The organism is Streptomyces sp. 1114.5 (genome assembly GCF_003635085.1).
Taxonomy (GTDB): domain Bacteria; phylum Actinomycetota; class Actinomycetes; order Streptomycetales; family Streptomycetaceae; genus Kitasatospora.
The window spans coordinates 3,998,879-4,022,756 of the sequence record NZ_RBXE01000001.1 but is presented as its reverse complement, the minus strand read 5'-3'; the positions used below and the strand labels follow the sequence as shown (position 1 = coordinate 4,022,756).

The 23,878-nt window shown below is 73.6% G+C and carries 22 protein-coding genes; 9 read left to right on the top strand and 13 right to left on the bottom strand.

Going from position 1 to position 23,878, the window contains the following annotated elements; translation table 11 throughout:
* The first annotated feature begins 172 nt into the window (after positions 1–172).
* Positions 173–1,417: a sensor histidine kinase gene (locus tag BX285_RS37365; RefSeq protein ID WP_183107092.1), complete on the top strand. Its 1,245-nt coding sequence runs from the start codon at positions 173–175 to the stop codon at positions 1,415–1,417.
* The gene (locus BX285_RS18030; RefSeq protein ID WP_121175689.1) at positions 1,414–2,145 is read left to right on the top strand and encodes a response regulator transcription factor; all 732 of its coding nucleotides are present in this window, start codon (positions 1,414–1,416) and stop codon (positions 2,143–2,145) included. Before BX285_RS37365 ends, BX285_RS18030 begins: the two co-directional genes overlap by 4 nt.
* Before the next feature lie 61 nt (positions 2,146–2,206).
* On the opposite strand, the gene katG is transcribed toward BX285_RS18030, so the two are convergent.
* Positions 2,207–4,423, bottom strand: coding sequence for a catalase/peroxidase HPI (gene katG / locus BX285_RS18025; RefSeq protein ID WP_121175688.1), 2,217 nt, complete (start codon positions 4,421–4,423; stop codon positions 2,207–2,209).
* Positions 4,424–4,636: 213 nt separating this feature from the next.
* Between katG and BX285_RS18020 the strand changes: the two genes are divergently transcribed.
* Positions 4,637–5,050, top strand: a complete 414-nt coding sequence (locus BX285_RS18020; protein ID WP_121175687.1) for a Fur family transcriptional regulator — start codon at positions 4,637–4,639, stop codon at positions 5,048–5,050.
* Positions 5,051–5,065: 15 nt separating this feature from the next.
* Here the strand turns inward: BX285_RS18020 and BX285_RS18015 are convergent, their stop codons facing one another.
* The 6 genes from BX285_RS18015 to stsA form a co-directional block, all read right to left on the bottom strand.
* Positions 5,066–5,947, bottom strand: coding sequence for an ABC transporter permease (locus tag BX285_RS18015; protein ID WP_259470566.1), 882 nt, complete (start codon positions 5,945–5,947; stop codon positions 5,066–5,068).
* Entirely contained in the window at positions 5,937–6,881 is a 945-nt protein-coding gene (locus BX285_RS18010) for an ABC transporter ATP-binding protein (protein WP_121175686.1), read from the bottom strand. The genes BX285_RS18015 and BX285_RS18010 overlap by 11 nt, the downstream gene beginning before the upstream one ends.
* Entirely contained in the window at positions 6,878–7,804 is a 927-nt protein-coding gene (locus tag BX285_RS18005; protein WP_121175685.1) for a S24/S26 family peptidase, read from the bottom strand. The genes BX285_RS18010 and BX285_RS18005 overlap by 4 nt, the downstream gene beginning before the upstream one ends.
* Positions 7,788–8,078 (bottom strand): PqqD family protein, encoded by a 291-nt coding sequence (locus BX285_RS18000; RefSeq protein ID WP_097238910.1) that lies wholly within the window; start codon positions 8,076–8,078, stop codon positions 7,788–7,790. The genes BX285_RS18005 and BX285_RS18000 overlap by 17 nt, the downstream gene beginning before the upstream one ends.
* Positions 8,079–8,090: 12 nt before the next feature.
* Positions 8,091–9,512 carry a StsB family radical SAM/SPASM domain sactipeptide maturase gene (stsB, locus tag BX285_RS17995; RefSeq protein WP_121175684.1) on the bottom strand — a complete coding sequence of 474 codons (1,422 nt, stop codon included), beginning with the start codon at positions 9,510–9,512 and terminating at the stop codon, positions 8,091–8,093.
* Positions 9,513–9,680: 168 nt separating this feature from the next.
* The gene (stsA, locus tag BX285_RS39495) at positions 9,681–9,800 is read right to left on the bottom strand and encodes a StsA family sactipeptide RiPP (protein ID WP_373560528.1); all 120 of its coding nucleotides are present in this window, start codon (positions 9,798–9,800) and stop codon (positions 9,681–9,683) included.
* 305 nt (positions 9,801–10,105) lie between these two features.
* Between stsA and BX285_RS17990 the strand changes: the two genes are divergently transcribed.
* The 3 genes from BX285_RS17990 to BX285_RS17980 all read left to right on the top strand — a co-directional run bounded on the left by BX285_RS17990 (position 10,106) and on the right by BX285_RS17980 (position 12,520).
* Positions 10,106–10,537 (top strand): helix-turn-helix domain-containing protein, encoded by a 432-nt coding sequence (locus BX285_RS17990; RefSeq protein WP_097238908.1) that lies wholly within the window; start codon positions 10,106–10,108, stop codon positions 10,535–10,537.
* 85 nt (positions 10,538–10,622) lie between these two features.
* On the top strand, positions 10,623–11,288 hold the full coding sequence (locus tag BX285_RS17985; protein ID WP_183107091.1) for an ImmA/IrrE family metallo-endopeptidase: 666 nt from the start codon (positions 10,623–10,625) through the stop codon (positions 11,286–11,288).
* Positions 11,285–12,520, top strand: a complete 1,236-nt coding sequence (locus tag BX285_RS17980; protein ID WP_121175683.1) for an MAB_1171c family putative transporter — start codon at positions 11,285–11,287, stop codon at positions 12,518–12,520. Before BX285_RS17985 ends, BX285_RS17980 begins: the two co-directional genes overlap by 4 nt.
* Positions 12,521–12,524: 4 nt before the next feature.
* Here the strand turns inward: BX285_RS17980 and BX285_RS17975 are convergent, their stop codons facing one another.
* Complete coding sequence (locus BX285_RS17975) at positions 12,525–13,835, bottom strand: cytochrome P450 (RefSeq protein ID WP_259470565.1); 1,311 nt, start codon at positions 13,833–13,835, stop codon at positions 12,525–12,527.
* Positions 13,836–13,923: 88 nt separating this feature from the next.
* On the opposite strand from BX285_RS17975, the gene BX285_RS17970 reads away from it, so the two are divergent.
* A complete protein-coding gene (locus tag BX285_RS17970) occupies positions 13,924–16,746 on the top strand; it encodes a tetratricopeptide repeat protein (RefSeq protein ID WP_147465186.1) in 2,823 nt (940 codons plus the stop codon).
* Positions 16,747–16,755: 9 nt separating this feature from the next.
* Here the strand turns inward: BX285_RS17970 and BX285_RS17965 are convergent, their stop codons facing one another.
* Both BX285_RS17965 and BX285_RS17960 read right to left on the bottom strand, forming a co-directional pair.
* On the bottom strand, positions 16,756–17,595 hold the full coding sequence (locus BX285_RS17965) for a helix-turn-helix transcriptional regulator (RefSeq protein ID WP_121175681.1): 840 nt from the start codon (positions 17,593–17,595) through the stop codon (positions 16,756–16,758).
* A gap of 82 nt (positions 17,596–17,677) precedes the next feature.
* Entirely contained in the window at positions 17,678–18,457 is a 780-nt protein-coding gene (locus tag BX285_RS17960) for an SDR family NAD(P)-dependent oxidoreductase (protein ID WP_121175680.1), read from the bottom strand.
* On the opposite strand from BX285_RS17960, the gene BX285_RS17955 reads away from it, so the two are divergent.
* Entirely contained in the window at positions 18,342–19,313 is a 972-nt protein-coding gene (locus tag BX285_RS17955) for an NAD(P)-binding domain-containing protein (protein ID WP_310794218.1), read from the top strand. The genes BX285_RS17960 and BX285_RS17955 overlap by 116 nt on opposite strands.
* Before the next feature lie 70 nt (positions 19,314–19,383).
* On the opposite strand, the gene galK is transcribed toward BX285_RS17955, so the two are convergent.
* Positions 19,384–20,574 (bottom strand): galactokinase, encoded by a 1,191-nt coding sequence (galK, locus tag BX285_RS17950; protein WP_121175679.1) that lies wholly within the window; start codon positions 20,572–20,574, stop codon positions 19,384–19,386.
* Positions 20,571–21,722 carry a galactose-1-phosphate uridylyltransferase gene (gene galT, locus BX285_RS17945; RefSeq protein ID WP_121175678.1) on the bottom strand — a complete coding sequence of 384 codons (1,152 nt, stop codon included), beginning with the start codon at positions 21,720–21,722 and terminating at the stop codon, positions 20,571–20,573. The genes galK and galT overlap by 4 nt, the downstream gene beginning before the upstream one ends.
* Positions 21,723–21,860: 138 nt before the next feature.
* Between galT and BX285_RS17940 the strand changes: the two genes are divergently transcribed.
* Positions 21,861–22,670, top strand: a complete 810-nt coding sequence (locus BX285_RS17940; RefSeq protein ID WP_121175677.1) for a DeoR/GlpR family DNA-binding transcription regulator — start codon at positions 21,861–21,863, stop codon at positions 22,668–22,670.
* Here the strand turns inward: BX285_RS17940 and BX285_RS17935 are convergent.
* The gene (locus tag BX285_RS17935; protein ID WP_121175676.1) at positions 22,656–23,837 is read right to left on the bottom strand and encodes a LacI family DNA-binding transcriptional regulator; all 1,182 of its coding nucleotides are present in this window, start codon (positions 23,835–23,837) and stop codon (positions 22,656–22,658) included. The two genes, BX285_RS17940 and BX285_RS17935, sit on opposite strands and share 15 nt — an antisense overlap.
* Positions 23,838–23,878 lie beyond the last annotated feature (41 nt).

Genomic DNA, 23,878 nt, shown 5'->3' with positions numbered 1-23,878 from the left:
GCACGACGGTACGGACGGGCCGCGTGCCCCGGCGTCCGCCGCCCGCGGCAACTTCCGTACCGCGCCGGGAGGACGGCCGTCGGCGTCATCCTTCCGAGGTAGTCGCCGGGTGTACCGGCCGCCGCCGCCCGCGGGGCTGTCCCGCCGGGCGGCTGGGCCCCACAATGTCCCGGTGATCAACCATCCGACGGTGCGTCGGCTTCGCGCGGCGGCGACCCGGCCGGGCGCGGGGCCCGACGCCGCTCCCCCGTCCCGGCCGACCCGGCGCGGCCAGGCCTTCGACCTGGCATTGGCCCTTCTCCTGGCCTTCGCCTGCGGCCGCTACGCCACGCTCGCCGACACCCTCGACACTTCCGCCCCGCACGGGCTGTTGCCGCTCGTCCCGCTCGTCCCGCTGCCGCTGGCGCTGCGCCGCCGCCACCCGCTGGCGGTGCTGTGGACGGTGCTGCCGGCCGCGCTGCTGGTCCGGCACCTGTCGCAGGACATCGCGTACGGGGCCGGCGTGGCGGTGGTCGTCGCCGCGTACAGCGCGGCCGCGTACGGGCGGCGGCCGCGGGCCGTACTGCTGAGCCTGCCGGCCGCGACCGCCGCGCTGGTGCTGCTGTTCACCGAGGCGAAGCTGCCGCACTTCCCCAACGGGGTGATCGCCGTGCTGGTCCTGGTGCCGGTGTTCGCGGTCGCCTACGAGCTGCGGATGTGGCGCCGCCGGGTGGACGAGGGCCGCGAGCGGCTCTCCGCCCTGGAGCGGGAGCAGCTGGCCGCGCTCGACCGCGCGGTGGAGCTCGAACGGGCCCGCATCGCCCGGGAGCTGCACGACGTCGTGACCCACAACGTGAGCATGATGACGATCCAGGCCGGGGCCGCCCGCAAGATCCTGGACACCGCCCCGGACAAGGCCCGCGAGGCGATGGCCGCGGTGGAGTCCGGCGGGCGCGCGGCGATGACCGAACTGCGGCACGTCATGGGCCTGTTGACCATCGACTCGGAGAGCGGCGAGGACCCGGCCGGCGGGGCCGACCTCAGTCCGCAGCCCGGCCTCGGCCGGCTGGACGCGCTGGTCGAGGGCGTGCGGCGGGCCGGACTGCCGGTCGAACTGAGCGTCCGCGGTGAACGCCGGGCCGTGCCGCCGGGGGTCGAGCTGGCCGCCTACCGGGTCGTCCAGGAGGCGCTCACCAACACCGTCAAGCACGCGGGCGGCGCCGACGCCGCGGTGACCGTCGAGTACGCCCCGGACCACCTGCGGGTGGACGTCACCGACACCGGCGGGCGCCCCACCGGCGCCGCCGCCACCGGCGACGGACGCGGGCTGCTCGGCCTGCGCGAGCGCCTGGCCGTCTACGGCGGCACCCTGCAGACCGGCCCCCGGCCGCGCGGCGGCTACCGCGTCACGGCCCTGATACCGCTGGAGAGTTCATGAACGCGCAGCCCGTGCGGGTGGTGGTCGCCGACGACCAGGCCCTGGTCCGCACCGGGTTCCGGCTGATCCTGGAGTCCGAGGGAATCGAGGTGGTCGCCGAGGCGGAGGACGGCGAGCAGGCCGTCGCCGCCGTCCGCCGGACGGTGCCGGACGTCGTCCTGATGGACATCCGGATGCCCGGTCTGGACGGGCTGGAGGCGGCCCGCCGGATCCTCGCCGCCGACCCGACGCCGCAGGCGCAGTCGCCGCCGCCGCCGTCGCAGCCGCAGCCGCAGCGGCCGCGGATCATCATGCTGACCACCTTCGACCTCGACCACTACGTCTACGCGGCGATGGCCGCCGGGGCGAGCGGCTTCCTGCTGAAGGACGTCACGCCGGAGCACCTGGCCGCCGCCGTCCGGCTGGTCCGCACCGGGGACGCGCTGCTCGCGCCCGCCATCACCCGCCGCCTGGTCGAGCGCTTCGCCCGCCCGGACGCGCCCTCGGCGGCGGCGCCGCACCGCGAGCTGGGCACGCTCACCCCGCGCGAGCTGGAGGTGATGGCGTTGCTCGCCCGCGGGCTCAGCAACGCCGAACTCGCCGCCCGGCTGGGGCTGTCCGAGGCGACCGTGAAGACGCACGTGGCCCGGATCCTCGGCAAGCTGGGCCTGCGGGACCGGGCCCAGGTGGTGGTCGCGGCGTACGAGACCGGGCTGGTCAGCGTGGGGTCCACCCCTCAGGTGCCGTGACGACTGGCGGGAGCCCGGGGGTTGACGCCCCCGGGCTCCCGCTCTCACCAGCAGATACGGATCAGACCAGGTCGAAGCGGTCCGCGTTCATGACCTTGACCCAGGCCGCGACGAAGTCCGTCACGAACTTCTCCTTGGCGTCGTCGCTCGCGTACACCTCGGCGACGGCCCGCAGTTCGGCGTTGGAGCCGAAGACCAGGTCGGCCCGGGTGCCGGTCCAGGTGACCTTGCCGGCGGCGTCCCGCGCCTCGAAGGTGTGCGAGTCCTCCGAGGTGGGCGCCCAACGGGTGTCCAGGTTCAGCAGGTTGACGAAGAAGTCGTTCGTCAGCACGCCGGGGGTCGCGGTGAGCACGCCGTGCGTGGACCCGCCGTGGTTGGCGCCGAGCACGCGCAGGCCGCCGACCAGGACGGTCAGCTCGGGGGCGCTCAGGCCCAGCAGGTTCGCCTTGTCGAGCAGCAGGTACTCGGCCGGCAGCCGGTTGCCCTTGCCGACCCAGTTGCGGAAGCCGTCGGCCTTCGGCTCCAGCGCGGCGAAGGACTCGGTGTCGGTCTGCTCCTGCGAGGCGTCCACCCGGCCGGGCGCGAACGGCACCTCGACGGCGAGGCCGGCCGCCTTGGCCGCCTGCTCGACGCCGACGCCGCCGGCCAGCACCACGAGGTCGGCCAGCGAGACCTGCTTGCCACCGCCCTGCGCGTTGAAGTCCTTCTGCACGCCCTCCAGGGTGCGCAGCACCGAGGCGAGCCGGTCGGGCTCGTTGACCTCCCAGCCGATCTGCGGCTGCAGCCGGATGCGGCCGCCGTTGGCGCCGCCGCGCTTGTCGCTGGAGCGGAAGGAGGAGGCCGCCGCCCAGGCGGTGGAGACCAGTTCGGCCACCGACAGGCCGGTGGCGCTGATCCGCCGCTTGAGGTCGGCGACGTCGGCCGCCTCGACCTGCTGGTAGGAGGCCTGCGGCAGCGGGTCCTGCCAGAGAAGGTGCTCGCTCGGGACCTCGGGGCCGAGGTAGCGGACGACCGGGCCCATGTCGCGGTGGGTGAGCTTGTACCAGGCGCGGGCGAAGGCGTCCGCGAACTGGTCCGGGTTCTCCAGGAAGCGCCGGGAGATCGGCTCGTAGACCGGGTCGAACCGCAGCGACAGGTCGGTGGTCAGCATGATCGGGACGTGCCGCTTGCTCGGGTCGTGGGCGTCCGGGACGGTGCCCTCGCCGGCGCCGTCCTTCGGCTTCCACTGGTGGGCACCGGCCGGGCTCTTGGTGAGCTCCCACTCGTAGCCGAACAGGGTCTCGAAGAAGCTGTTGTCCCAGGTGACCGGGGTGGGCGTCCAGGCGCCCTCCAGGCCGCTGGTGATCGCGTCGACACCGACGCCGGTGCCGAAGGCGCTCTTCCAGCCGAGGCCCTGCTGCTCGATCGGGGCGGCCTCCGGGTCCGGGCCGACGTTGTCGGCCGGGCCGGCGCCGTGGGTCTTGCCGAACGTGTGGCCGCCGGCGATCAGCGCGACGGTCTCCTCGTCGTTCATCGCCATCCGGTAGAAGGTCTCGCGGATGTCGCGGGCGGCGGCGATCGGGTCCGGGTTGCCGTTGGGGCCCTCGGGGTTGACGTAGATGAGGCCCATCTGGACGGCGGCGAGCGGGTTCTCCAGCTCGCGGTCGCCGGTGTAGCGCTCGTCGCCGAGCCAGGTGGTCTCCGGGCCCCAGTAGACGTCCTCGTCGGGCTCCCACTCGTCGACCCGGCCGCCGCCGAACCCGAAGGTCCGGAAGCCCATGCCCTCCAGGGCGACGTTGCCGGCGAGGATCATCAGGTCGGCCCAGGAGAGGCTGCGGCCGTACTTCTTCTTCACCGGCCACAGCAGGCGGCGGGCCTTGTCCAGGCTGGCGTTGTCGGGCCAGCTGTTCAGCGGGGCGAAGCGCTGCTGGCCGCCGCCGGCGCCGCCGCGGCCGTCGCTGATCCGGTAGGTGCCGGCACTGTGCCAGGCCATCCGGATCATGAACGGGCCGTAGTTGCCGTAGTCGGCCGGCCACCAGTCCTGGGAGCGGGTGAGGACCTCCTGGATGTCCCGCTTGACGGCGGGGAGGTCGAGCGCGCTGAAGGCCGCCGCGTAGTCGAAGTCCGCACCGAGCGGATTGGCCACGGCGGGGTTCTTGGCAAGGATCTTCAGGTTGAGCCGTTCCGGCCACCACTGGCGGTTCCCGCCGCCCTGGGTGGGGTGCGGCGCACGCCCGTGGTTCACCGGGCAGCCCTCCGCCTTCGCCTCTACGCCAGTTGCATCGTGGATGTCAGACATGGGAATCCTTCCCTCACAAGGCGGATCACGGTGTCTTCTGTGCTACCTACGGCATGTCGTGCTGGTACCTAGGCTAGCGCCGGAGCCGATCCTACGATGGACCGAATCCAAGTCAAGAAAGACACCAAACCCATATCCGATCGGGATCCGGATACCTCAGGATGTGTATTGGTAAACTCCGGTCTTCCCCTTGACCTGAATAGGTGAACCGATATGAGTGACCTGCTGGAGCGGCTGCGCGGGCGCGGCTGGCGCCTCACGTCCCAGCGGCGTGTCGTGGCCGAGGTCCTGGACGGCGAGCACGTGCACCTGACCGCGGACGAGGTGCACGCCCGGGCGGCCGAGCGCCTCCCGGAGATCTCCCGGGCGACGGTCTACAACACCCTCGGCGAGCTGGTCACGCTCGGCGAGGTCATCGAGGTCTCCACCGACGGCCGCGCCAAGCGCTACGACCCCAACGCCCACCGCCCGCACCAGCACCTGATCTGCACCGGCTGCGGCGCCATCCGGGACGTCCACCCGCTCGGCAACCCGCTCGCCGACCTCCCGGCGGAGCAGCGCTTCGGATTCACCGTCTCGCAGGCCGAGGTCACCTACCGGGGGCTCTGCCCGCACTGCGCGGGCTGACCGCGGGGGCCGGAGTCAGAGGCGGCGGGCCTGCCGCACCATCGAACGGGTGATCAGCGCACCGGTGGCCAGCGCGATGCCGGCCAGCACCAGCATCCACGGCCAGGCAGTCCCGAACCCGAACAGGGCCGCGTCCCGCAGGCAGCGGATGCCGTAGGTGACCGGGTCGGCCCAGGACAGCCAGCGCAGCAGCGGGGCCATCTGTTCCACCGGGTAGAACGACGGGGCGGCGAAGAGCAGCACGGGCGCCAGGACGTTGATGGTGACCGTGAACCGCTGGAAGTCCTTGAAGGCCGTCGCCAGCAGGAGGTAGAGACCATTGAAGGCGACCGAGGCCAGCACGGTCGCCAGCAGCAGCGCCGCCCAGTGGTCGGCCGGCCAGCGGAAGGAGAACAGGACACCGGCCAGGGCCAGCGCCGCCAGGGTCTGGGCCAGGACGAGCACGGCTCCGGCCGTGAGTTTGGCCGTGATGTAGCTGCCGCGCCGCAGCGGGTACGACCACAGCTCGACGTCCATGTTCCCCATCCGCTCCTGGAACAGCGAGGCACCGGCCGTGGTCGCCGCGGCCAGCATCGAGGAGAGCAGCAGGGCCGGGACGGTGAACTCGGCGTAGCCGAAGGGCCGCCCCTGGTACCGGACGTCGCCGATCAGCCGCGACAGCGAGGTGGCGAACAGCAGCAGGTAGACGGCGCTGGGGGTGATGGCGAGGAGCAGGTTGGTCCGGTTGCGGGTGAGCAGGCAGTACTCCCGGTAGAGCACCGCGAGGACGTCGTGCTGCCAGGTCCTCCGCCCCGCCTCGGTCTGCCGTGCTACGGCGGTGGCGGGAGCGTCCCTGGTGGTCGCAGCGGCGTCAGGGGTCTCGGTGGTCTCGGCGGTCTCAGGGATCTCAACGGTCACGGCGGTTCTCCACGAGCTCCAGGAAGGCGTCTTCCAGCGACGGTGTGCGGAACTCCACCGGGGCGCTCCGGCCCTCCGGCGAACCGAGCCGGGCCATGACACCCGGCAGCAGGTCGCGGACCCCGCGCCCGGTGATCCGCACCGCGCCGTCCGCGGCGACGGCCCTGAGTCCGGCCTGTTCGGCCAGGCCGGCCAGGCGCGCCGAGTCCTCCGGATCGACGGGCCGCACCAGGGCCGTCTGGTGGCCGAAGCGCTCGGCGAGGTCCGCCGGTGAGCCGTGCTCCAGCAGTCGGCCACGGTCGACGATCAGCACCCGGGCGCAGTTGCGCTCCAGTTCCTCGACGTAGTGGCTGGTCCACAGCACGGTCGTGCCGTCCTGCTCCCGCAGTTCGCGCAGCAGCTCCCAGATCCGGCGGCGGCCGCTGACGTCCAGTCCGGCGGAGGGTTCGTCGAGCAGCAGCAGCCGGGGGCGGCCGAGCAGGGCCCGGACGACCTGGAGCCGGCGCTTCTCTCCGCCGGAGAGGGTGAAGACCAGCTGGGAGAGCGCGTCCTTGAGGCCGAGGGCGTCGAGCAGTTCGTAGCAGGCCGGTCGGGCGTTGCGCCAGCGAACTCCCTTGAGGACGGCGGTGATCCGCAGGTTGTCCAGGACGGTCAGCATCATGTCGAAGGGCGCGGACTGGTGGACGACCCCGATGTCGAGCTTGGCCCGCCCGCCGTGCGCCGAGGGCCCGGCACCGAACACGGTGATCCGGCCCCCGGTGGGGACGGCGGCGCCGCAGAGCAACTTGGTGAGCGTGGTCTTCCCCGCGCCGTTCGGTCCGAGGAGTCCGACGACCGCCCCCGGTTCGATGCTGAAGGAGAGTCCGTCGACGGCGTTGCGCTGCATGCCCTCGTACCGCTTGACGAGGTTCTCGGCGTGTACGGCGGCGGTCATCGGGGGCACCCTCCGTGGGTGTCGGTCAGCGGGGTGGCGGCGGCCAGCGCGGCAGCGGCGGTCCGGGCGGCCGCGGCCAGCGCGGCGGCGACCGGCGGGGCGGCGACCGGCGGCGTGGTCGCGGCCGGCCGGGCGACGGCAGGCGGGGCGACGGCAGGCGGGGTGGGCCGCAGGGCGCGGACGCGGTCGGCCGCGAAGTCCAGCGTGGCGGCCAGGCCGGGCGGGTCGAGCGGGCTGCCGAAGCGGACGTGCAGGTCGGCGCTGTCGGGCGGCAGCAGCGGCCGTCCGCCGTCGGCCGCCTGCGGGTAGCCGAAGGAGTACCCCACCAGGAGGGTGAGGTCGCGACCTCCGGCGGCGCGCAGCACGGTGTCCAGCGTCTCGGGCGGCAGGGCGCCGAACGGGGAGATCCCGATCACCGGCCCGGCGAGGCACCCGGGGCGCTCGGGGCGCTCGCACTGTCGGACGTCCAGGCCCGTCGACCGGTGTCCGGCCACCGGGCCGGGGACCAACAGCCGGGTACGGCCCGGGCCGTCGTCGTGCTGGTGGTCGCGCGGAGGCGGCCCGAGCGCCGAGAGGTCGGGCTGCCGCGGCGGCACCGCGGCGCGGTACTCGGGCACCACGCCCAGGTAGCCGTCCGGCCCCACCACGGGGTCGAGCAGCGGAAGGTTGTCGCCCGCGGTCAGCAGGACGTCCGGGGCGGTCGCCACCACCCGGTGCACGATGATCCGTGCGCCGACGGCGGCGGCGACCACGTCGCCCGGGACGACCCGGGGCAGCGGCAGGGCTTCCACGGTGACGACCGTCCCCGGCGCGATGGCCGGCAGCATGCTCTCGCCGCGGGTCCGCAGTCTCGCCCTCCCGGCGGCGGCGAGCACGGCGCGCAGCACGATCGCCTCCGACGGCCCCTCAGGCGTGTGCCGCACCGGACTCCTCCTGGACCAGCCCCTCCGCGACCAGCCGGCCCACGAACTCCTGGATGTCACGGGTGATCAGCGCCTGCTGCGCGGGGCTGGTGGCGCCGTACCGCCGGATGAGTTCGGCGGTGGCGTCCTCCGCCGAGCGGTCCTCGGAGAGCAGGATCCAGATCTCGGCGGCAGTGCTGTTGAGGGTCTGGAACTCGCCGATCCGGGCGGAGTAGAGCCGCACTTCGCCGTCGGAGGGGGTCCACACGACCTCGGGGTCGATCCGGTAACGCATCGGTCGGTCCTCTCAGTTGGCGAGCGGCAGCAGGCGGCGCTCTGCGGTCTTCCAGTCGTCGTGCACGGGGTGGACGGAGTCGTCCAGGACCAGCCGGGGGGTCATCATCGTTTCCTGCTCGGCCTTCAGCCGTGCTCCGGGGACGCCGGTGGACTCCCAGATGCTGGCGATCATGGACCGGCGCAGGATCCGGCAGAGGTGGCGGCCGTTGCGGTGGATGTCCCCGGTCTCCGCCATGTGGTACGCGCGGCAGCCGCCGCCGCAGGCGCCCCGGATGTAGCAGCGGCGGCAGTCCTGGAGGTTCTCGCCCGCGTAGACGCTGTTGCGCCGCAGGTCGGCGAGGACGGGCGCCGCGAAAATCTCCGCGAGCGGCTTGCGGCGGACGTTGCCGGCCAGGTGCTGCTTCTCGGTGACGAGCTTGCAGGGGTACACGTTGCCCAGCGAGTTGATGTAGATCTCGTTGCCGCCCATGCCGCAGTTGCCCCTGATCGAGCAGGGCTTGCTCGCCTTCGGGCCCTCCGGCAGCAGGTTCTTGGTGAGCGGGTTGGTCCACATGAAGTCGAGGATCTTCTGGTACTCGCCCCAGCCGAAGTCGTAGCCGTCGGTCGCGGCCCGGCCGAGGTCGGAGTGGTTCATCAGCCGTACCCGGGCGATGTCGAGGCCGCCGACGAACTCGGCGAGCCGGTCGAGCAGGTCGACGTTCTCCGGGGTGACCACGTGGTTGATCACCGGCACGACACCGGCTTCGTTCAGCAGCCGCAGTCCGTTGGCGGTGCGGGCGAACGTGCCCTTCCCGCGGGTGCGTTCGTGCATCTCCGCGGTGCCGCCGTCGACGCTGACGGTGACCAGGTTGAAGAGCTCGGCGATCTGCCGGGCGGTCTCCGGGCGGCGGATGACCGTCCCGTTGGTGATCATGTTGACGGCCAGCCCGCGGTCCCGCGCGTGGCGGGCGATCCGGAACAGGTCCTTGCGCAGCATCGGCTCGCCGCCGGTGAAGATCAGGTGCCCGACCTTCATGTCGGCGATCTGGTCGACCAGATCGAGCGACTCGGCGGTGTCGAGCTCCCCGGGCAGCGCCTTCTCGGAGGAGGCGTAGCAGTAGGGGCAGCGCAGGTTGCAGCCGTCCGTGATGGCGTAGTACACGGTGGTCAGCGGCGGCTCGGGCTCGCGGATCGCGGGCCGTCTGCCGGGGAGGTAGACCAGCCAGTTGAGCACCAGCTTGGCCAGGGCCCGTTCCGCCGCGTCGGTGTCCTCGGTGGCCGGCGCGGGCCGGGGCCGGCGGCGGGCCAGCGCCTGGAGCACCCGGGTCTCCGGCTCGGAGAGGATGCACCAGGCCGCCAGCTCGGGGTTGGTGACCAACCGGTCCCCGTCGTTCGCGAAGTACACCAGGTCGTCGGGGACGAGGAGGTCGTCCCACAGGTCCAGCAGCTTCATCCTTGACCTCGCCAGTGAGTGAGGGGTGGTGCCCGAGCAGGAGCCCCGGGCACCACCTGGTGTTCTGATGGCGGAGCAGCCGGCGGCGGACCCCGGCGTTCAGGCCTCGGCCGGCTGCGGACCCCGGCGTTCAGGCCTCGGCCGGTGGCGGACCCGGCCGGCCGGCGGTCAGGAGTCGGACTGGCCGCTGCCGGAACCGGCCAGGGCGCCGCAGGCGCAGGCGCAGCCCATCTCCGCGTCGAAGTCGACCGGGGCGATCTCCGGCTTGATCCAGGCGCTCTCGTGCATGGTGCTTCCCTTCTGTCGGTGGAACGCGGACACAACCGGGACGAAGGACGGGGGGTCATTCATCTCAGCTGATGCGGAGGAATCTATCTCAACTGAAATGCATGTCAATGGAGTGCGCGGAACGCCCAGGCCGCGCGAGGACGCCCCGCGGGCGCCCCGCGGAGCCCCGCGGGCGTCGCCGTGGTCATCGCCGTGGACGTCGCCGTGGACGTCGCCGAAGCTTCCGGGCCGGACCGGGCCCGCCGTCACCGCCCCGTCCGGCGCACTACGATGGCCGTCCACGACATTCCGACCGAGGAGGCGCAGTGGCACCCGAGCCGGGCGCACCCGCACCGACGCTCGCCGAACGGATCGACCGGCTGTTCCAGACCATCCGCCGGCCCAGCCACGAGCCGTACAGCAACGAAGAGGTCGCGCGGGCCTGCCGGGAGGCCAGCGGGGAGAGCTTTTCGGCCACCTACCTGTGGCAGCTGCGCACCGGGCGGCGGGACAACCCGACCAAGCGTCATCTCGAAGCGCTGGCACAGTTCTTCCAGGTCCCGCCCGCGTACTTCTTCGACGACGGGCTGAGCGAGCAGATCGCGGAGGAGCTGGCGCTGCTCGGCGCGCTCCGCGACGCCGGGGTGCGCGAGGTCGCGCTGCGGGCCGTCACGCTGTCGCCCGAAGGGCTCGGCACGATCAGCGACATGATCGAGGCGATCGCACGCAGAGAGGCCAGATCCCAGCGTTCTGACTGATTCCGCCGGCGTGCCGCGCCCCTCTACGATCTAGCGATCAACAGCGGACCGGACGGCGGATCCGGCGGACGAGGGGGCAGCGCTCGTGGTTGTTGGCTGGCAGCGCACGGTCGGTGGCCGACAGCAGCGGGAGCTGTGGCGGCGATGTCGCAGCATCGCGGCCACCCTGCCCGTCCGGGAGACCTTCGACCCGGACGCCCTCGCGGCCGACCTGTCGGCCCGGCTCGGACGGCCGGTGGAACTCCTGCCGCTGGCCTGGCCCCCCACCTCCGGGCCCTGCGGGCTGCTGGTGAGCACCGACCGGGCGGACTACATCGGCTACCCCCGCGACACCACCCCCCTGCACCAGCGGCACATCGTGCTGCACGAGGTCGGGCACCTGCTCTGCGGCCACCGCGGCGGGCCGGACGGGCTCGCCGGGGCGACTGCCGAAACCCTGCTGCCGAGTCTGTCGGGCGAGCTGATCAGACGGGTGCTCGGCAGGACGGGGTACACCGAGACCGAGGAACGCGAGGCAGAACTGTTCGCGTCCCTGGTGCTCCACCGGGCGGCCCGGCAGGAGCGGGCACTCTCGGCCGCCGCCGGTGGTCCGGAGGCCTCGGAGACCGCCGCCCGGCTCGGTTCCGTCTTCGGCGCCACCGCGGCGGGGAACGCTCCGGCGGCAGGGAGCGCCCCCGCGGCCGGGAGCTCCATGGCAGACCGTGCGGCACCGACAAGACCCGTGGCCGCCCCCGGGCGCGGCCCCCGGTGACCGAGCTCGTGGCCTACCTGGCCGGCGCGGTCGCCCTCCTCAGCGCGGGCCACCGGATCCGGCTGATCTGGGGACACCGGGCGGATGCCGGGGCCCGGTACCTGATCGGCCTCGGACTCAGCGTCGGCCTGTCCCTGGTCCTCCTCTCGCGCTCGGCCTCCCAGGCGGTCCGGCCGCCGCTGACCGACCTGCTCCCCCTGCTCGGTGGAGAGGCGAAGCTCGCCGCCGCGTACTTCCTCGCCCTCATGGCGCACTCGGTGCGGCCGGGAGACCGGGCCCGGCAGTGGGCGCGCCGCCAGAGCGCCCTCTCGCTCACGGTGATGGTGATCGCCGCGGCGGCGTACCTGGCGGCCGGAGTACGGGCCGGCGACGGCGAGTTCACCGTGTCCGACAGCGGACGGGCCGCGCTCACCGTCTACAACGCCCTCTTCACCGCGCACAGCCTCGCCTGCGTGGGCCTGTTCACGGTGGTCGTCCACCGGTCCGCCCGGCACGTCGGGCCCGGCCTGCTCAGGACCGGCCTGCGGGTGGTCGTGGCGGGCGGCGTCTCGGCCTTCGTGTGGTCGGCACTCGGCCTGTTCCCGCTGGTCGTCGCACTCAGGACCGGCCACCGGGCGACCGCCGAGGCGTCCTGGTCGGTTCCCTTCGCCCTGCTCTCGTCCGCGCTCGGCATCGGCGGCGCCACCCTGCCCGGCTGGGGCGCCCGGCTCGCCGGGCCCGCGCGGCGGCTGCGCGCCTGGCGCAGCTACCGCAGGATCGGACCGCTCTGGTCGGCCCTGCACGCCGCCCACCCGCAGATCGCGCTCGACGCCGGCACACCCGGCGGGATGCTCTCCGTCCCGCTGCGCAACGCCGAGTTCGCGCTCTACCGCCGGGTCATCGAGATCCACGACGGCCGGCTCGCGCTGCGGGCGCACGTCCACCCGCAGGTGCCGGACTGGGCCGCCGCGGCCTGCGCGGGCCTGCCGGCCGGCCCCCCGCGGGCCGCGACCGTCGAGGCCGCCGTCATCGCCGCAGCCATCGAGGCCGCCGCGGCCGGCCGCCGCTTCCGGGTTCCCGCCGTCAGCCCCGCCCCGCACCCGGACCCGTGCGACCTGGCGGCCGAGGTCGGCTGGCTGACCGAGGTCTCGGACGCCTTCGCCCACTCCGCCGCCGTCGAACGGATCCGCCGCCGGGTCCGTACGGACCTCTGCGGGAACCTGACCACCAGGGGTGCCGCGCCCGCGGAATGACGGGTCAGCTGCGCGGCTGCCAGCGGACCTGCAGGTGCTTGAGGCCGTTCTGGAAGTTCGACACCAGGCGGTCGGGCGCCGCGCCGGGAACCAGGGCCAGCCCCGGCAGTTCGGCGAGGACCCGGCGGAGCATCGCCGTCATCTGCAGGCGCGCCAGCTGGGCGCCGACGCAGAAGTGCGGGCCGAAGCCGAGGCTGACGTGGTCGTTCGGGGTCCGCGTCACGTCGAAACGGTCCGGGTCCGGGAACACGGTCTCGTCCCGGTTGGCGGAGGCGTGGTAGACCACCACCTTCTCCCCCCGGCGGATCAGCCGGCCGCCCAACTCCACGTCCTGGGCGGCGGTCCGCCGGAAGTCCACCACGGGCGGCCAGTAGCGCAACATCTCCTCCACCGCCGAAGGCACCAACTCCGGCCGATCGCACAGCAGTCGGTACTGCTCGGGATGGCTGAGCAGCGCAAGCACGCCGCCCGGCAGGGCGTTGCGCACCGTCTCGTTGCCGGCGACCGCGAAGAGGAAGAACATCGTCTCGAACTCCGCGGTGTCCAGGCCGCCCTCCCGCATCCGGGCCAACATGCTGCCGGGGCGCGGCCGTTCGGCGAGCGCGTGGGCGTAGGCGAACATGTCGGCGAGGGCGGCCCGCGAGCGCGGATTCACCGGACGGCCGTCCGCGGTGGTCCGGGCGGTGGGTCGGTGGGCGAGCGCCGCCCGGCCGATGTCGCTGAGGCCGGCCGGGCCGGCTGTGCCGGAGTGGGCGTAGTCGGCGTCCTGGTAGCCGATCACCCGGTTCGCCCAGTCCTGCAGCAACTGCCGGTCCTGCTCCGGCACTCCCATGATCCAGGCCAGCGTCCGCACCGGCAGATCGGCGACCAGCCCGACGAAGTCCGCCTCCCCCCGCGCCCGTACCTCCCGGACCGCGTCCGCGGCATGCCGCTCGATGCCCGCCGCCAACTCCCCCAGCGCACGCGGCGTGAACGCCCCCGCGACGATCCGGCGCAGCCGCGAGTGGTCCGGCGGATCCTGGTTGAGCATCATCGCCCGCGCGAACTCCAGGTCCGCGGCCGTATCCGGATCCCGGATCTGCGTCGCCCCCGACTGCGAGGAGAACACGGCCGGATTGCGCAGTACGTGCTTCACATCACCGTGCCGCAACACCGCCCAATAGCCGGGCCCGGACGGCCACTCCCCCACCGCCGGCTCCTCCACCCACCACACCGGCGCCGTCGCCCGTAACTCCCGGAAGATCCCGTACGGGACGCCGCCGGCATAGGTGGCCGGCAGGAAGATCTGGTTCACGTAGGCCTGGTCGAGGGTCACGTGGAGGGACGCTACGGCAGAGCCTCCGAGTTGTCCGGCGGTTCCATAATGGAGGCCATTCGACACGCCGGGTGGTGGGGGCGCACAGGTGCAGGAACAGCAGGGCCGGCTGGTCAGGAACGGCATCGACAACAGCACGATCAACGGCAACACCTTCCAGGCGGGCGAGATGACCGTCAACCTGCCGCCGGCTCCGGCCGGTACGCAGTGGCCGGTGGTGGTCGGGCGGATCCCGCCCAGGGCGAGTGCCTTCCAGCCGCGCGCGGAACTGCGGCAGGCGATCGACGCGGCCCGGGAGCAGTACGGCACGGTCGTGCTCAGCCAGGTGCTGGCGGGCGGCGGAGGCGTCGGGAAGTCCCAGCTGGCCGCCCACTACGCACGGGAAGCCCTCGCTGCGGGGACCGAGTTGGTGGCGTGGGTGAACGCCGCCGAGCCCGCCGCCGTCACCGACGCCTACGCGAGGGCCGCCGCGCTGGTGCGGGTGCCGGGGGCGAGCGGCGCAGTCGCGGACGTCGAACGGGACGCGGAGCGGTTCCTGGACTGGCTCGCGGCCACCGAGCGGTCCTGGCTGATCGTCCTCGACAACACCACCGACGCGACCCCCGAGGACCTGTGGCCGACCGCCTCCCAGAGCGGCCGCGGGCGGGTCATCGCCACCACCCGGCACCGGGGCGCCGCGAGCACCGGCAGCGACCGGGCCCTGGTGGACGTCAGCACGTACTCCCCCGCCGAGTCCGCCGCCTACCTGCGGGAGCGGATGGACCGCGCCGGCTGCGCCCACCTCCTCGACGAGCACGCCGTCGAACTCGCCGACGCCCTCGGCCGTCTCCCGCTGGCGCTGGCCCACGCCGCCGCCTACATGATCAACACGCGGCGCAGCAGCGGCCGTTACCTCGAACTCCTCCGCAACCGCAGTCGCACGCTCGATCAGGTGCTGCCCGCACGATCCGGCGCCGACGGCTACCGGGGCCCGGTGGCGACGGCCCTGCTGCTCTCGGTGGACGCCGCTCAGCAGGAGGATCCGGTCGGGCTCGCCCTGCCCGCCCTGCGGCTCGTCGCGCTGCTCGACCCGGCGGGCCACCCGCAGGACCTCTGGGCGACCGAGTCCGTACTGGGCCGGCTCAGCGCCGCGGCCGGCACGCCGGTCGAGGCGGACGATGCCCGGGACGCCCTCGCCGTCCTGCACGCGTACAACCTGGTCACCCTGACCGAGGCCCCGCACCGGGAGGTGACCGTCCACGCCCTCACCGCCCGGGCCGCGCGCGACGCCACGCCCGGGGACGAGCGCCCGAACCGGACGGCCGCCGACGCCCTGATCGAGCTGTGGCCCGAGGAGGAGCACACCGACCGGGAGCTCGCGGCCGTACTCCGCGGCAACGGTGCCGTGCTGGCCGAACACGCGGGGGACGAACTGCTGGACCCTGCCGGCGGATCCCACCCCCTGCTCCACCAGCTCGGCATCAGCTTCCTCGCGGCGGGTCTCCACACGGCCGCCCTCCGGCACTGGGAGCAGTTGGCCTCCTGCTGCGAGCGCGTCGCCGGCGCCCACCACCGCGACACCCTCGCCGCCCGCAACAGCCTCGCGGCCGGCTACCACTCCGAAGGTCGCTACAACGAGGCCCTCGGCCTCCTGGAAGTCGTCGTCGCCGATCACGAACGCGTCCTCGGCTCCGACCACCCCACCACGCTGCTGCCCCGGGCCAACCTCGCTGCCTGTTACCGGGAAACGGGACGCACGGCAGAGGCCATCTCCCTCGGCGAGCGTGTGCTCGCCGACTTCGAACGTCTCCTCGGCCCGGACAGCCGCAATGCCCTCACCACCTGCGCCAACCTGGCCGGGGCCTACCAGGAGGCCGGACGCACCGAGGAGGCCATCCGGCTGCGTGAACGCGTGCTCGCCGCCCGCGAGCGCCTGCTGGCACCGGACCACCCCGACACGCTGCTCGCCCGCTCCGAACTGGCCATCTCCTACTCCAAGGGCGGGCTCGTCAACAAGGTGATCGACATCGAGGAGAAGGTCCTTGCCGACACCGAGCGCACCCTCGGCAGCGACCACCCGCGGACCCTCACGGCCCGTGCCAACCTCGCCGCCTCCTACACCGAGGTGGGGCGCACCGGGGAGGCCATCTCCCTGTTGGAACTGCTCGACACGGATGCCGAACGCATCCTCGGCCCGGACCACCCCAAGAGTGTCAACATCCGTGCCCAACTCGCCATCGCCTACCTGGATGCCGCCCGTACCCGTGAGGCCATCGAACTGAACAAGCGCGTCCTCGCCGACCGCACCCGCCTCCTCGGCCCGGACCACCCCGACACCCTGACCGTCCGGTCCCACCTCGCGAACTGCTACTGGTACGCGGGGCGCACCGCCGCAGCCACGCAGCTCCACGAGCGCGTCCTCGCCGACCGCGAACGCATCCTCGGCCCCGACCACCCCGACACCCACACCGCTCGCTCGAACATCGCCGGCTGCTACCGGGTGACGGGCCGGGTCCACGAAGCCGTCGCCATCGAGGAGCAGACGCTCGCCGACCGTTTGCGCCTGTTGGGCCCGCACCACCAGGACACCGTCGTCACCCGGATCAACCTCTCCGCCGGTTACCGCGACACCGGGCGGCTCAACGAGGCGATCACGGTCCTGGAGCAGGTCGGGACCAAGACCGAGCACCGCCTCGGTCGTGATCACCCGTACCTCGTGATGGCCCGGGGTTGTCTCGCCACCCTGTACCGGATCGCCGGGCGGCGGGCGGATGCGCAGCGTCTGATGCGGGCGGCCCTGGCCGACCACGTGCGCGTCTTCGGGCCCGACCACCCGACCACGGTCGCCCTCCGGGAGACCTCCGTGCGGTTGGCGATCGATCCGGTCCCGCCGGCCCCGTCGCAGCGGCCGCAGCAGCGCGGGCGCCGCTGAGGCCGGTGGTCAGCGCGAGGCGGACCAGGACAGCAGCAGGCGGAGGGCGTCGTCGGAGGGGGTTCCGGGGTCTGCGGTGTAGGTGATGAGGGCTTGGCCGGGGTCGTCGGCGGGGCGGAGGGTGTCGTAGGCGAGGTCGATGGGGCCGGCGAGGGGGTGGTGGAAGAGTTTGCGTCCCGAGGTCTTGTCGGCGACCGGGTGTTCGGCCCAGAAGTGCTGGAACTCCGGGCTGGTGATGCAGAGTTGGCCGACGAGTTCGGCGAGCAGGGGGTCGTCGGGGCGGCGGCCCGCCTCCAGGTGGAGGAAGGCGACGTTCTCGCGTGCGCAGTCGGCCCAGTCACCGTAGAGGTCGCGTGAGGCGGGGTCGAGGAAGGTGATGCGGGCGATGTTGCGTTCTTCGACGGGCAGGGCGCCGTAGTCGCCGAACAGGGCGGTGGCGGCGCGGTTCCAGGCGAGGATGTCCATGCGGTGGCCCATCACCACGGCCGGGGTGTGGTCGAGTCGGTCGAGCAGGCGCAGCAGGGAGGGGCGGGGCTGCTGGCGGGTGGTGGGGCGGCGGCGGGGGCGGTCTGCGGGGCGGGCGAGGCGGTGGAGGTGGCCGGATTCGTCGGGGGCGAGGCGCAGGGCGCGGGCGACGGCGTCGAGGACGGTTTCGGAGGGGTTGCCGACGCGGCCCTGTTCGAGGCGGGTGTAGTAGTCGACGCTGACGCCGGCGAGGTGGGCGAGTTCCTCGCGGCGCAGGCCGGCGACGCGGCGGCGGCCGCCGTAGTCGGGGAGGTCGACGTCCTCGGGCTGCAGCCGGGCTCGGCGGGTGCGGAGGAATTCGCTCAGGGCGCTGCTCGGGTTCACGGAGGGGATTCTCACCCGAAGGGGTGTGTTCGTGCCTGGTCCTGGCAGGACCAGGCACGAGTGCACGGGGAGGTGTGGAGGTTCAGCCGGTGAGGGAGGGGAAGGCCGGGACGAGCCCGCCGTCGATGGCGAGGTCCTGTCCGGTGATGTAGGCGGCCCGCTCGGAGAGCAGGAAGGCCACGGTCTCGGCGACGTCCTGCGCCGTGCCGAGGCGGCCGAGCGGGACGCCGGCGCGGATCGGTTCGTGGTCGGCCGGGTCCGGGATGGCGGCGTGGAACATCTCGGTGACGATGTAGCCGGGGCTGACGGAGTTGACCCGGATGCCGCGCCCGGCGAGTTCGGCGCCGAGGGTGCGGGCGAGGCTGAGGACGGCCGCCTTGGTGGCCGCGTAGACGGCGGCGCCGGGCAGGCCGCGGTGCGGGGTCCAGGAGGCGTTGAGGACGACGGATCCGCCGCCGGCGGCGTCCAGCAGGGGCAGGGTGTGCCGGACGGTGAAGAGGACGCCCTTGAGGTTGACGCCCACGGTCCGGTCGAACTCGGCCTCGGTGACCGCCTCCAGCGGCTGGAAGCTCGCCACGCCGGCGTTGGCGAAGACGCCGTCGAGTTTGCCGTACCGCTCGCGCACGGTTTCGGCGAGGCGGACGAGGTCGGCGGGGAGGGCGGCGTCGGCGCGGACGGTGAGCAGTCGGTCGCCGGCGTCGAGCTGCCGGGCGGCGTGGGCAAGGCGGGTGTCGTCGCGGCCGGTGATGACGACCCGGGTGCCGGCGGCGAGGAGGCGGTGGGCGGTGGCGAGGCCCATGCCGCTGGTGCCGCCGGTGATGAGGACGGTGCGGTCGGAGGAGGGCGCGTGGTGCGTGTTCATGCGCCCCACCTTCGCGGCGCGCGCCGGGGCGGTACCAGGCCTGCCTCGACCCTGGGTCCGGGAGGACCACCCTGCGTTCGGGACGACCGCCCTGCGGCGGGAATCGATGCGCTCCGGGTGTGGTTGGGCCAAGGCGACGAGCCATTTGGCGACGAGCCATTTGCAGCAGCACTCGCAGACGAGGGGCTTTCACATGAAGATCGGCATCATCGGCGCGGGCAACATCGGCGGCAACCTGACCCGCCGGCTGACGGCGCTGGGGCACGAGGTCTCGGTGGCCAACTCGCGTGGCCCGGAGACGCTCAAGGCCCTGGTGGAGGAGACCGGCGCGAAGGCGGTGACGGTCTCCGAGGCGGCGCGCGGCGCGCAGGTCGTGGTGGTGACCGTCCCGCTGAAGAACGTGCCGGACCTGCCCGCCGGGCTGTTCGACGAGGCCGCGGAGGGCGTGGCCGTGATCGACACCGGCAACTACTACCCGAAGGAGCGGGACGGGCGGATCGACGCGATCGAGGACGGCGGCCTCACCGAGAGCCGCTGGACGGAGCAGCACCTCGGGCACCCGGTGGTGAAGGTGTTCAACGGCACCTACGCGCAGGACCTGTTGGACCGCCCGCTGCCCGCGGGAGACCCGGCGCGGCTCGCCGTGCCGGTGGCGGGGGACGACGAGGCGGCCAAGCGGGTGGTGCGGGCGCTGGTGGACGAGTTGGGCTTCGACACGGTGGACGCGGGCGGGATCGACGAGTCCTGGCGCCAGCAGCCGGCCACCCCGGTGTACGGGCTGCGCGCCGGGGTGGCGGCCGTGACCCGGGCGCTCGCGGAGGCGTCCCCGGAGCGCCCGGAGGCCCATCGGGCGTGATCAGCGGACTTCGAGCCGGATTCCGAGCCGGATTCCGAGCAGCGTGGCCGGCGGATGCCGAGCGGTGTGATCAGCCGATCCGGCGCGCCCCCTCGGCCGGGACGGCGGTGAGGGTGCGCGGCTTGGCGTAGCCGGCGGTGCGGAACGCGGCGGTGACCTCGGCGGCGACGTGTTCGGCCTCGGCGGCGTCGACCAGGGCGATGACGGAGCCGCCGAAGCCGCCGCCGGTCATCCGCGCGCCGTGGGCCCCGGCGGCGACGGCGGCTTCGACGGCCAGGTCGGTCTCCGGGCAGGAGACCCGGAAGTCGTCGCGCAGCGAGGCGTGGCCGGCGGTGAGGATCGGGCCGAGCGCGGGGAGGTCGCCGGCGTCCAGGTGGGCGACGGCGGCCTCGACGCGTGCGTTCTCGGTGACGACGTGGCGCACCAAGGGGCGTAGCTCCGTGGGGAGTCGGTCCAGGGCGGCGGCAAGCCCGGAGGGGTCCAGCGAGCGGAGTGCGGGCAGCCCGAGCAGCGCGGCCGCCCGTTCGCAGCCGGCCCGCAGGGCGGCGTACGCGCCGTCTCCGAGGTCGTGCTTCACCCGGGTGTCCAGGACGAGCAGCGCGAGGCCCGCGCCCGCGAGGTCGACCGGTACCTGACGAGACGTCAGGTCACGGCTGTCCAGGAACAGGGCGGCGCCCGGGCGGCAGCACATCGAGGCCATCTGGTCCATGATTCCGCACGGCACGCCGACGAAGGCGTTCTCGGCGCGCTGCGCGAGCAGGGCGAGTTCCGGTGCGGTGCGGCCCAGTTCGTACAGGTCGTTGTACGCGGCGGCGACGACGCACTCCAGGGCCGCGGAGGAGGAGAGCCCGGCGCCGCTGGGGACGTCGCTGTCCAGGCGGATGTCCGCGCCGCCGACCTGGTGTCCGGCTTCGCGCAGCGCCCAGACCACGCCGGCCGGGTAGCCGGCCCAGCCGGGGACCGTGCCCGGAGCCAACTCCTCGACCCGGAGCACTTCCAGCTCCCGGCCCTGGGCGGACCAGAGCCGCAGCAGCCCGTCCTCGCGCCGGGCCGCCTGGGCGCGGACGGTCTGCGGCAGGGCGATCGGCAGCACGAATCCCAGGTTGTAGTCGGTGTGTTCACCGATCAGGTTCACCCGGCCGGGGGCGGCCCACTCCCCGTCGTACGGACGGCCGTAGAGCTCGGTGAAACCGGAGGCCACGGCGAGCTCGGCGGGCTCGGCGGGCTCGGCGGACCGGGGCGACTCGGAGAAGGTGTTCATGCGGCGGCCTCCCGCAGCCGGCGGGCCGCGTCCTCGGGGGTGATGTCGTTGACGAAGGCGTCCATGCCGGATTCCACGCCGGCCAGGTACTTGAGCTTGTCGGCGGCGCGCCGGATGGTGAACAGCTGCAGGTGCAGGGCGAGTTCGTCCCGGTGTCCGGCGGGCGCCTGGTGCCAGGCGGAGATGTACGGGGTGCGGCCGGCGGGGCCGAAGAGCCGGTCGAAGCGGCGCAGCAAGTCCAGGTAGAGGGTGGGGAATTCGGCGCGCTGCGCTTCGTCCAGGGCGGTCAGGTCGGGCACCCTGCGGTGCGGATGGAGGTGGACCTCGTACGGCCAGCGGGCGGCGAAGGGGACGAAGGCCGTCCAGTGTTCGCCGGCGAGCACGATCCTTTCGCCGTGGGCGCGTTCGGCGGCGAGGAGGTCCTCGAAGAGGTTGCGGCCGGTGGCGGCGCGGTGTTCGGTGGCGCGGGCGGCCATCCGGGCGGTGCGCGGGGTGGTGAAGGGGAAGGCGTAGATCTGGCCGTGCGGGTGGGCGAGGGTGACGCCGATCTCGGCGCCCCGGTTCTCGAAGCAGTAGACCTGCTCGACGCCGGGCAGGGCGGAGAGTTCGGCGGTGCGGTCGGTCCAGGCGTCCAGGACGAGGCGGGCCCGTTCGGGGGTGAGGTCGGCGAAGGAGGCGTCGTGGTCGGCGGTGAAGCAGACCACCTCGCAGCGGCCGGCACCGGGCCCGCTGGTCCAGAGGCCGGCGGCCTCCCCGGTGAGAGCGGCGGCCTCCCCGGTGAGAGCGGCGGCTTCCCCGGTGAGCGTGGCGGGCGGGCCGGCCAGCGAGGGGAAGCGGTTCTCGAATACGGCGACCTGGTAGTCCTCGGCGGGGATCTCGCTGAGCCGGCCGTCGCGGGACGGGCAGAGCGGGCATTCCTCGGCCGGGGGCTGGTAGGTGCGGGCCTGCCGGTGGGCGGCGATGGTGACCCAGTCGCCGGTGGCGGGGTCGAGCCGGATCCGGGAACCGGGTGCCTGCGCGTCGAGGGGGCGCTGGTCGACGGCGGTGCGGGGGGTAACGGTGCCGCGGTCGTAGTAGATCAGCTGTCGATCGTCCGCGAGGGTGGTCACTGTCCTGACGGTGGGCTGGGTCAGGGTCGTCCCGGGCATGGCGTTCTTCCTCTGAGTGGCGTCATGTGAGTGGCGTCATTGGAATCAACAGAAAGCTACAATCTCAAACATTATCCACCAGCATTCCACATCCAGAGCCAAGCACCCACCCCCGAGGTGGTCGAAGGAGGCCTCCCGATGGCTGACAGCGCCCAACCGCTGGCCGAACAGCGCCGCGTGCTGATCCTGGAGCAGGTCCGCGCCCGCGGCGGAGTCCGGGTGACCGAGCTGGTCAGGGACCTCGACGTGTCCGACATGACGGTCCGCCGCGACCTGGACGCGCTGGCCCGCCGCGGCCTGGTGCAGAAGGTGCACGGCGGTGCGGTCCGGGTCGAGGCGCCGTCCAGCGGCGAACCCGGCTTCGAGACCAAGGCGACCTGGGAGCTGCCGGCCAAGCAGGCCATCGCCCGGGCGGCCGCCGCGCTGGTGCCGCCCGGCTCGGCGGTCGGACTTTCCGCCGGGACGACCACCTACGCCGTCGCCCGACACCTGCGCGCGGTCGAGGGCCTGACCGTGGTGACCAACTCGCTGCGGATCGCCGACCTGCTCGAACAGCCCGACGAGGACGGCACCCCCGCCACGGCGACGGTGATCCGCACCGGCGGCGTCCGGACGCCCTCGGACGCCCTGGTCGGACCGGTCGCCGACCAGGCCATCCGCTCGCTGCACGTCAACCTGCTGATCCTCGGCTGCCACGGCCTCTCCCCCGAGACCGGGCTGACCACGCCCAACCTCGCCGAGGCCGAGACCAACCGCACCTTCCTGCAGTCGGCCCGCCGGGTCGTCGTGGTGGCCGACCACACCAAGTGGAACGCGGTCGGCCTGGCCTCCTTCGCCGCCCTGGCGCAGCTGGACGTCCTGGTCACCGACGACACCCTGCCCGCCGAGCAGCGGGCGGCGGCGGCCGGACTGGTCGGCGAGCTGATCGTCGCGTCATCCGGCGACTGAGTCGGGTCCGAGGCCGGGCGGTCCGCTGCTCGGCTGCCCGCTGCCCGGCTGTCCGCCACCGGGTTGCCCGCTGCTGGCCCGTACCACCAGCTCCGTCGGCAGCTCGGCCCCGGCCGTCGGCGCCGCCTCCCCGCGCACCTGGGCGAGCAGCCGGGCGAGCAGCACGGCGGCGATCGGCCGCAGCGGCAGCCGGACGGAGGTGAGCGCGGGGTGCAGGTGGCGGCAGAGCGGCGTGTCGTGGAAGCCGGTGACGGCCACCCCGCCCGGGCCGACCGTGAGCCCTTCGGCCCGGACTGCCTCGTACACGTCCAGCGCCAGCAGGTCGCTGCCCGCCGCGAAGGCGGTCGGCCGGTCGGGGCCGCGCAGCAGCGCCCGGACGGCGTCGACGGCCGTGCTCGGCGGGGCACCGGCCGAACCGACGGCCGTACCCGCCGTAACGGCCGTACCCGCCCCACCCGCCGTGACCGCCGTGACGGCCGTGAGTCCCAGCCGGCGGGACTCGGCGAGGAAGCCCGCCCGGCGCGCCGCCATCCACGGCAGCTCCTCGGCGGCCCCGAGGTAGCCGATCCGGCGGTGGCCGAGCGCCGCGAGGTGCCGCACCACCGTGGCCATCGCCGCGTCGTTGGCGATGTCCACCCAGTGCTGCGGCTCCCCCGGCCCGGTGCGGCCGAAGCTGACGAAGGGGACGCCGAGCCGGGCGACGTGCGCGATCCGGGCGTCCTCGGCCAGCACGTCCGCGAGCACCAGGCCGTCCACCTGACGGGCCGCCACCAGCTCGTCGATCGCGGCCGCCGCGTCCCCCGAGGTCGCCGACGTCGCCGAGGTCGCCGAGGGCCGGAACAGCAGCACCCGCTGGCCCTCGGCCCCGGCCGCGTCGACCAGCGCCTCCAGGAAGCCGGCCATCAGCGGGTTGGGGTCGAGCGGGTCGTCCACCGGGGCGAGGTAGCCGATCGTGCGCCGGGCCCCGCTGCGCAGGGAGCGGGCCGACTGGTCGGGCTGGTAGCCGAGTCCGCGGATCGCGGCGGTGACGCGCTCCAGGGTGTCCGGGCGGACCCGGTGCGGGGCGTTGAGCGCATTGGAGACGGTCTGCCGGGAGACCCCGGCCGCGCGGGCGACCTCCTCGATCGTGGCGGCGCCGCGGCGCGGTCGGTGTGGCCCCTCGGGCATCCGGTCCTCCAAGCGTGGTCGGGGGCGGCTCGTGGTCGGGC

Excerpts from the sequence above, each read along its gene's own strand:
- BX285_RS18030 (WP_121175689.1), top strand. The coding sequence starts at position 1,414 with ATGAACGCGCAGCCCGTGCGGGTGGTGGTCGCCGACGACCAGGCCCTG.
- katG (WP_121175688.1), bottom strand. The coding sequence starts at position 4,423 with ATGTCTGACATCCACGATGCAACTGGCGTAGAGGCGAAGGCGGAGGGC.
- BX285_RS18020 (WP_121175687.1), top strand. The coding sequence starts at position 4,637 with ATGAGTGACCTGCTGGAGCGGCTGCGCGGGCGCGGCTGGCGCCTCACG.
- BX285_RS18010 (WP_121175686.1), bottom strand. The coding sequence starts at position 6,881 with ATGACCGCCGCCGTACACGCCGAGAACCTCGTCAAGCGGTACGAGGGC.
- BX285_RS18000 (WP_097238910.1), bottom strand. The coding sequence starts at position 8,078 with ATGCGTTACCGGATCGACCCCGAGGTCGTGTGGACCCCCTCCGACGGC.
- stsB (WP_121175684.1), bottom strand. The coding sequence starts at position 9,512 with ATGAAGCTGCTGGACCTGTGGGACGACCTCCTCGTCCCCGACGACCTG.
- stsA (WP_373560528.1), bottom strand. The coding sequence starts at position 9,800 with ATGCACGAGAGCGCCTGGATCAAGCCGGAGATCGCCCCGGTCGACTTC.
- BX285_RS17955 (WP_310794218.1), top strand. The coding sequence starts at position 18,342 with ATGACGACCCGGGTGCCGGCGGCGAGGAGGCGGTGGGCGGTGGCGAGG.
- BX285_RS17960 (WP_121175680.1), bottom strand. The coding sequence starts at position 18,457 with ATGAACACGCACCACGCGCCCTCCTCCGACCGCACCGTCCTCATCACC.
- galK (WP_121175679.1), bottom strand. The coding sequence starts at position 20,574 with ATGAACACCTTCTCCGAGTCGCCCCGGTCCGCCGAGCCCGCCGAGCCC.
- galT (WP_121175678.1), bottom strand. The coding sequence starts at position 21,722 with ATGCCCGGGACGACCCTGACCCAGCCCACCGTCAGGACAGTGACCACC.
- BX285_RS17940 (WP_121175677.1), top strand. The coding sequence starts at position 21,861 with ATGGCTGACAGCGCCCAACCGCTGGCCGAACAGCGCCGCGTGCTGATC.
- BX285_RS17935 (WP_121175676.1), bottom strand. The coding sequence starts at position 23,837 with ATGCCCGAGGGGCCACACCGACCGCGCCGCGGCGCCGCCACGATCGAG.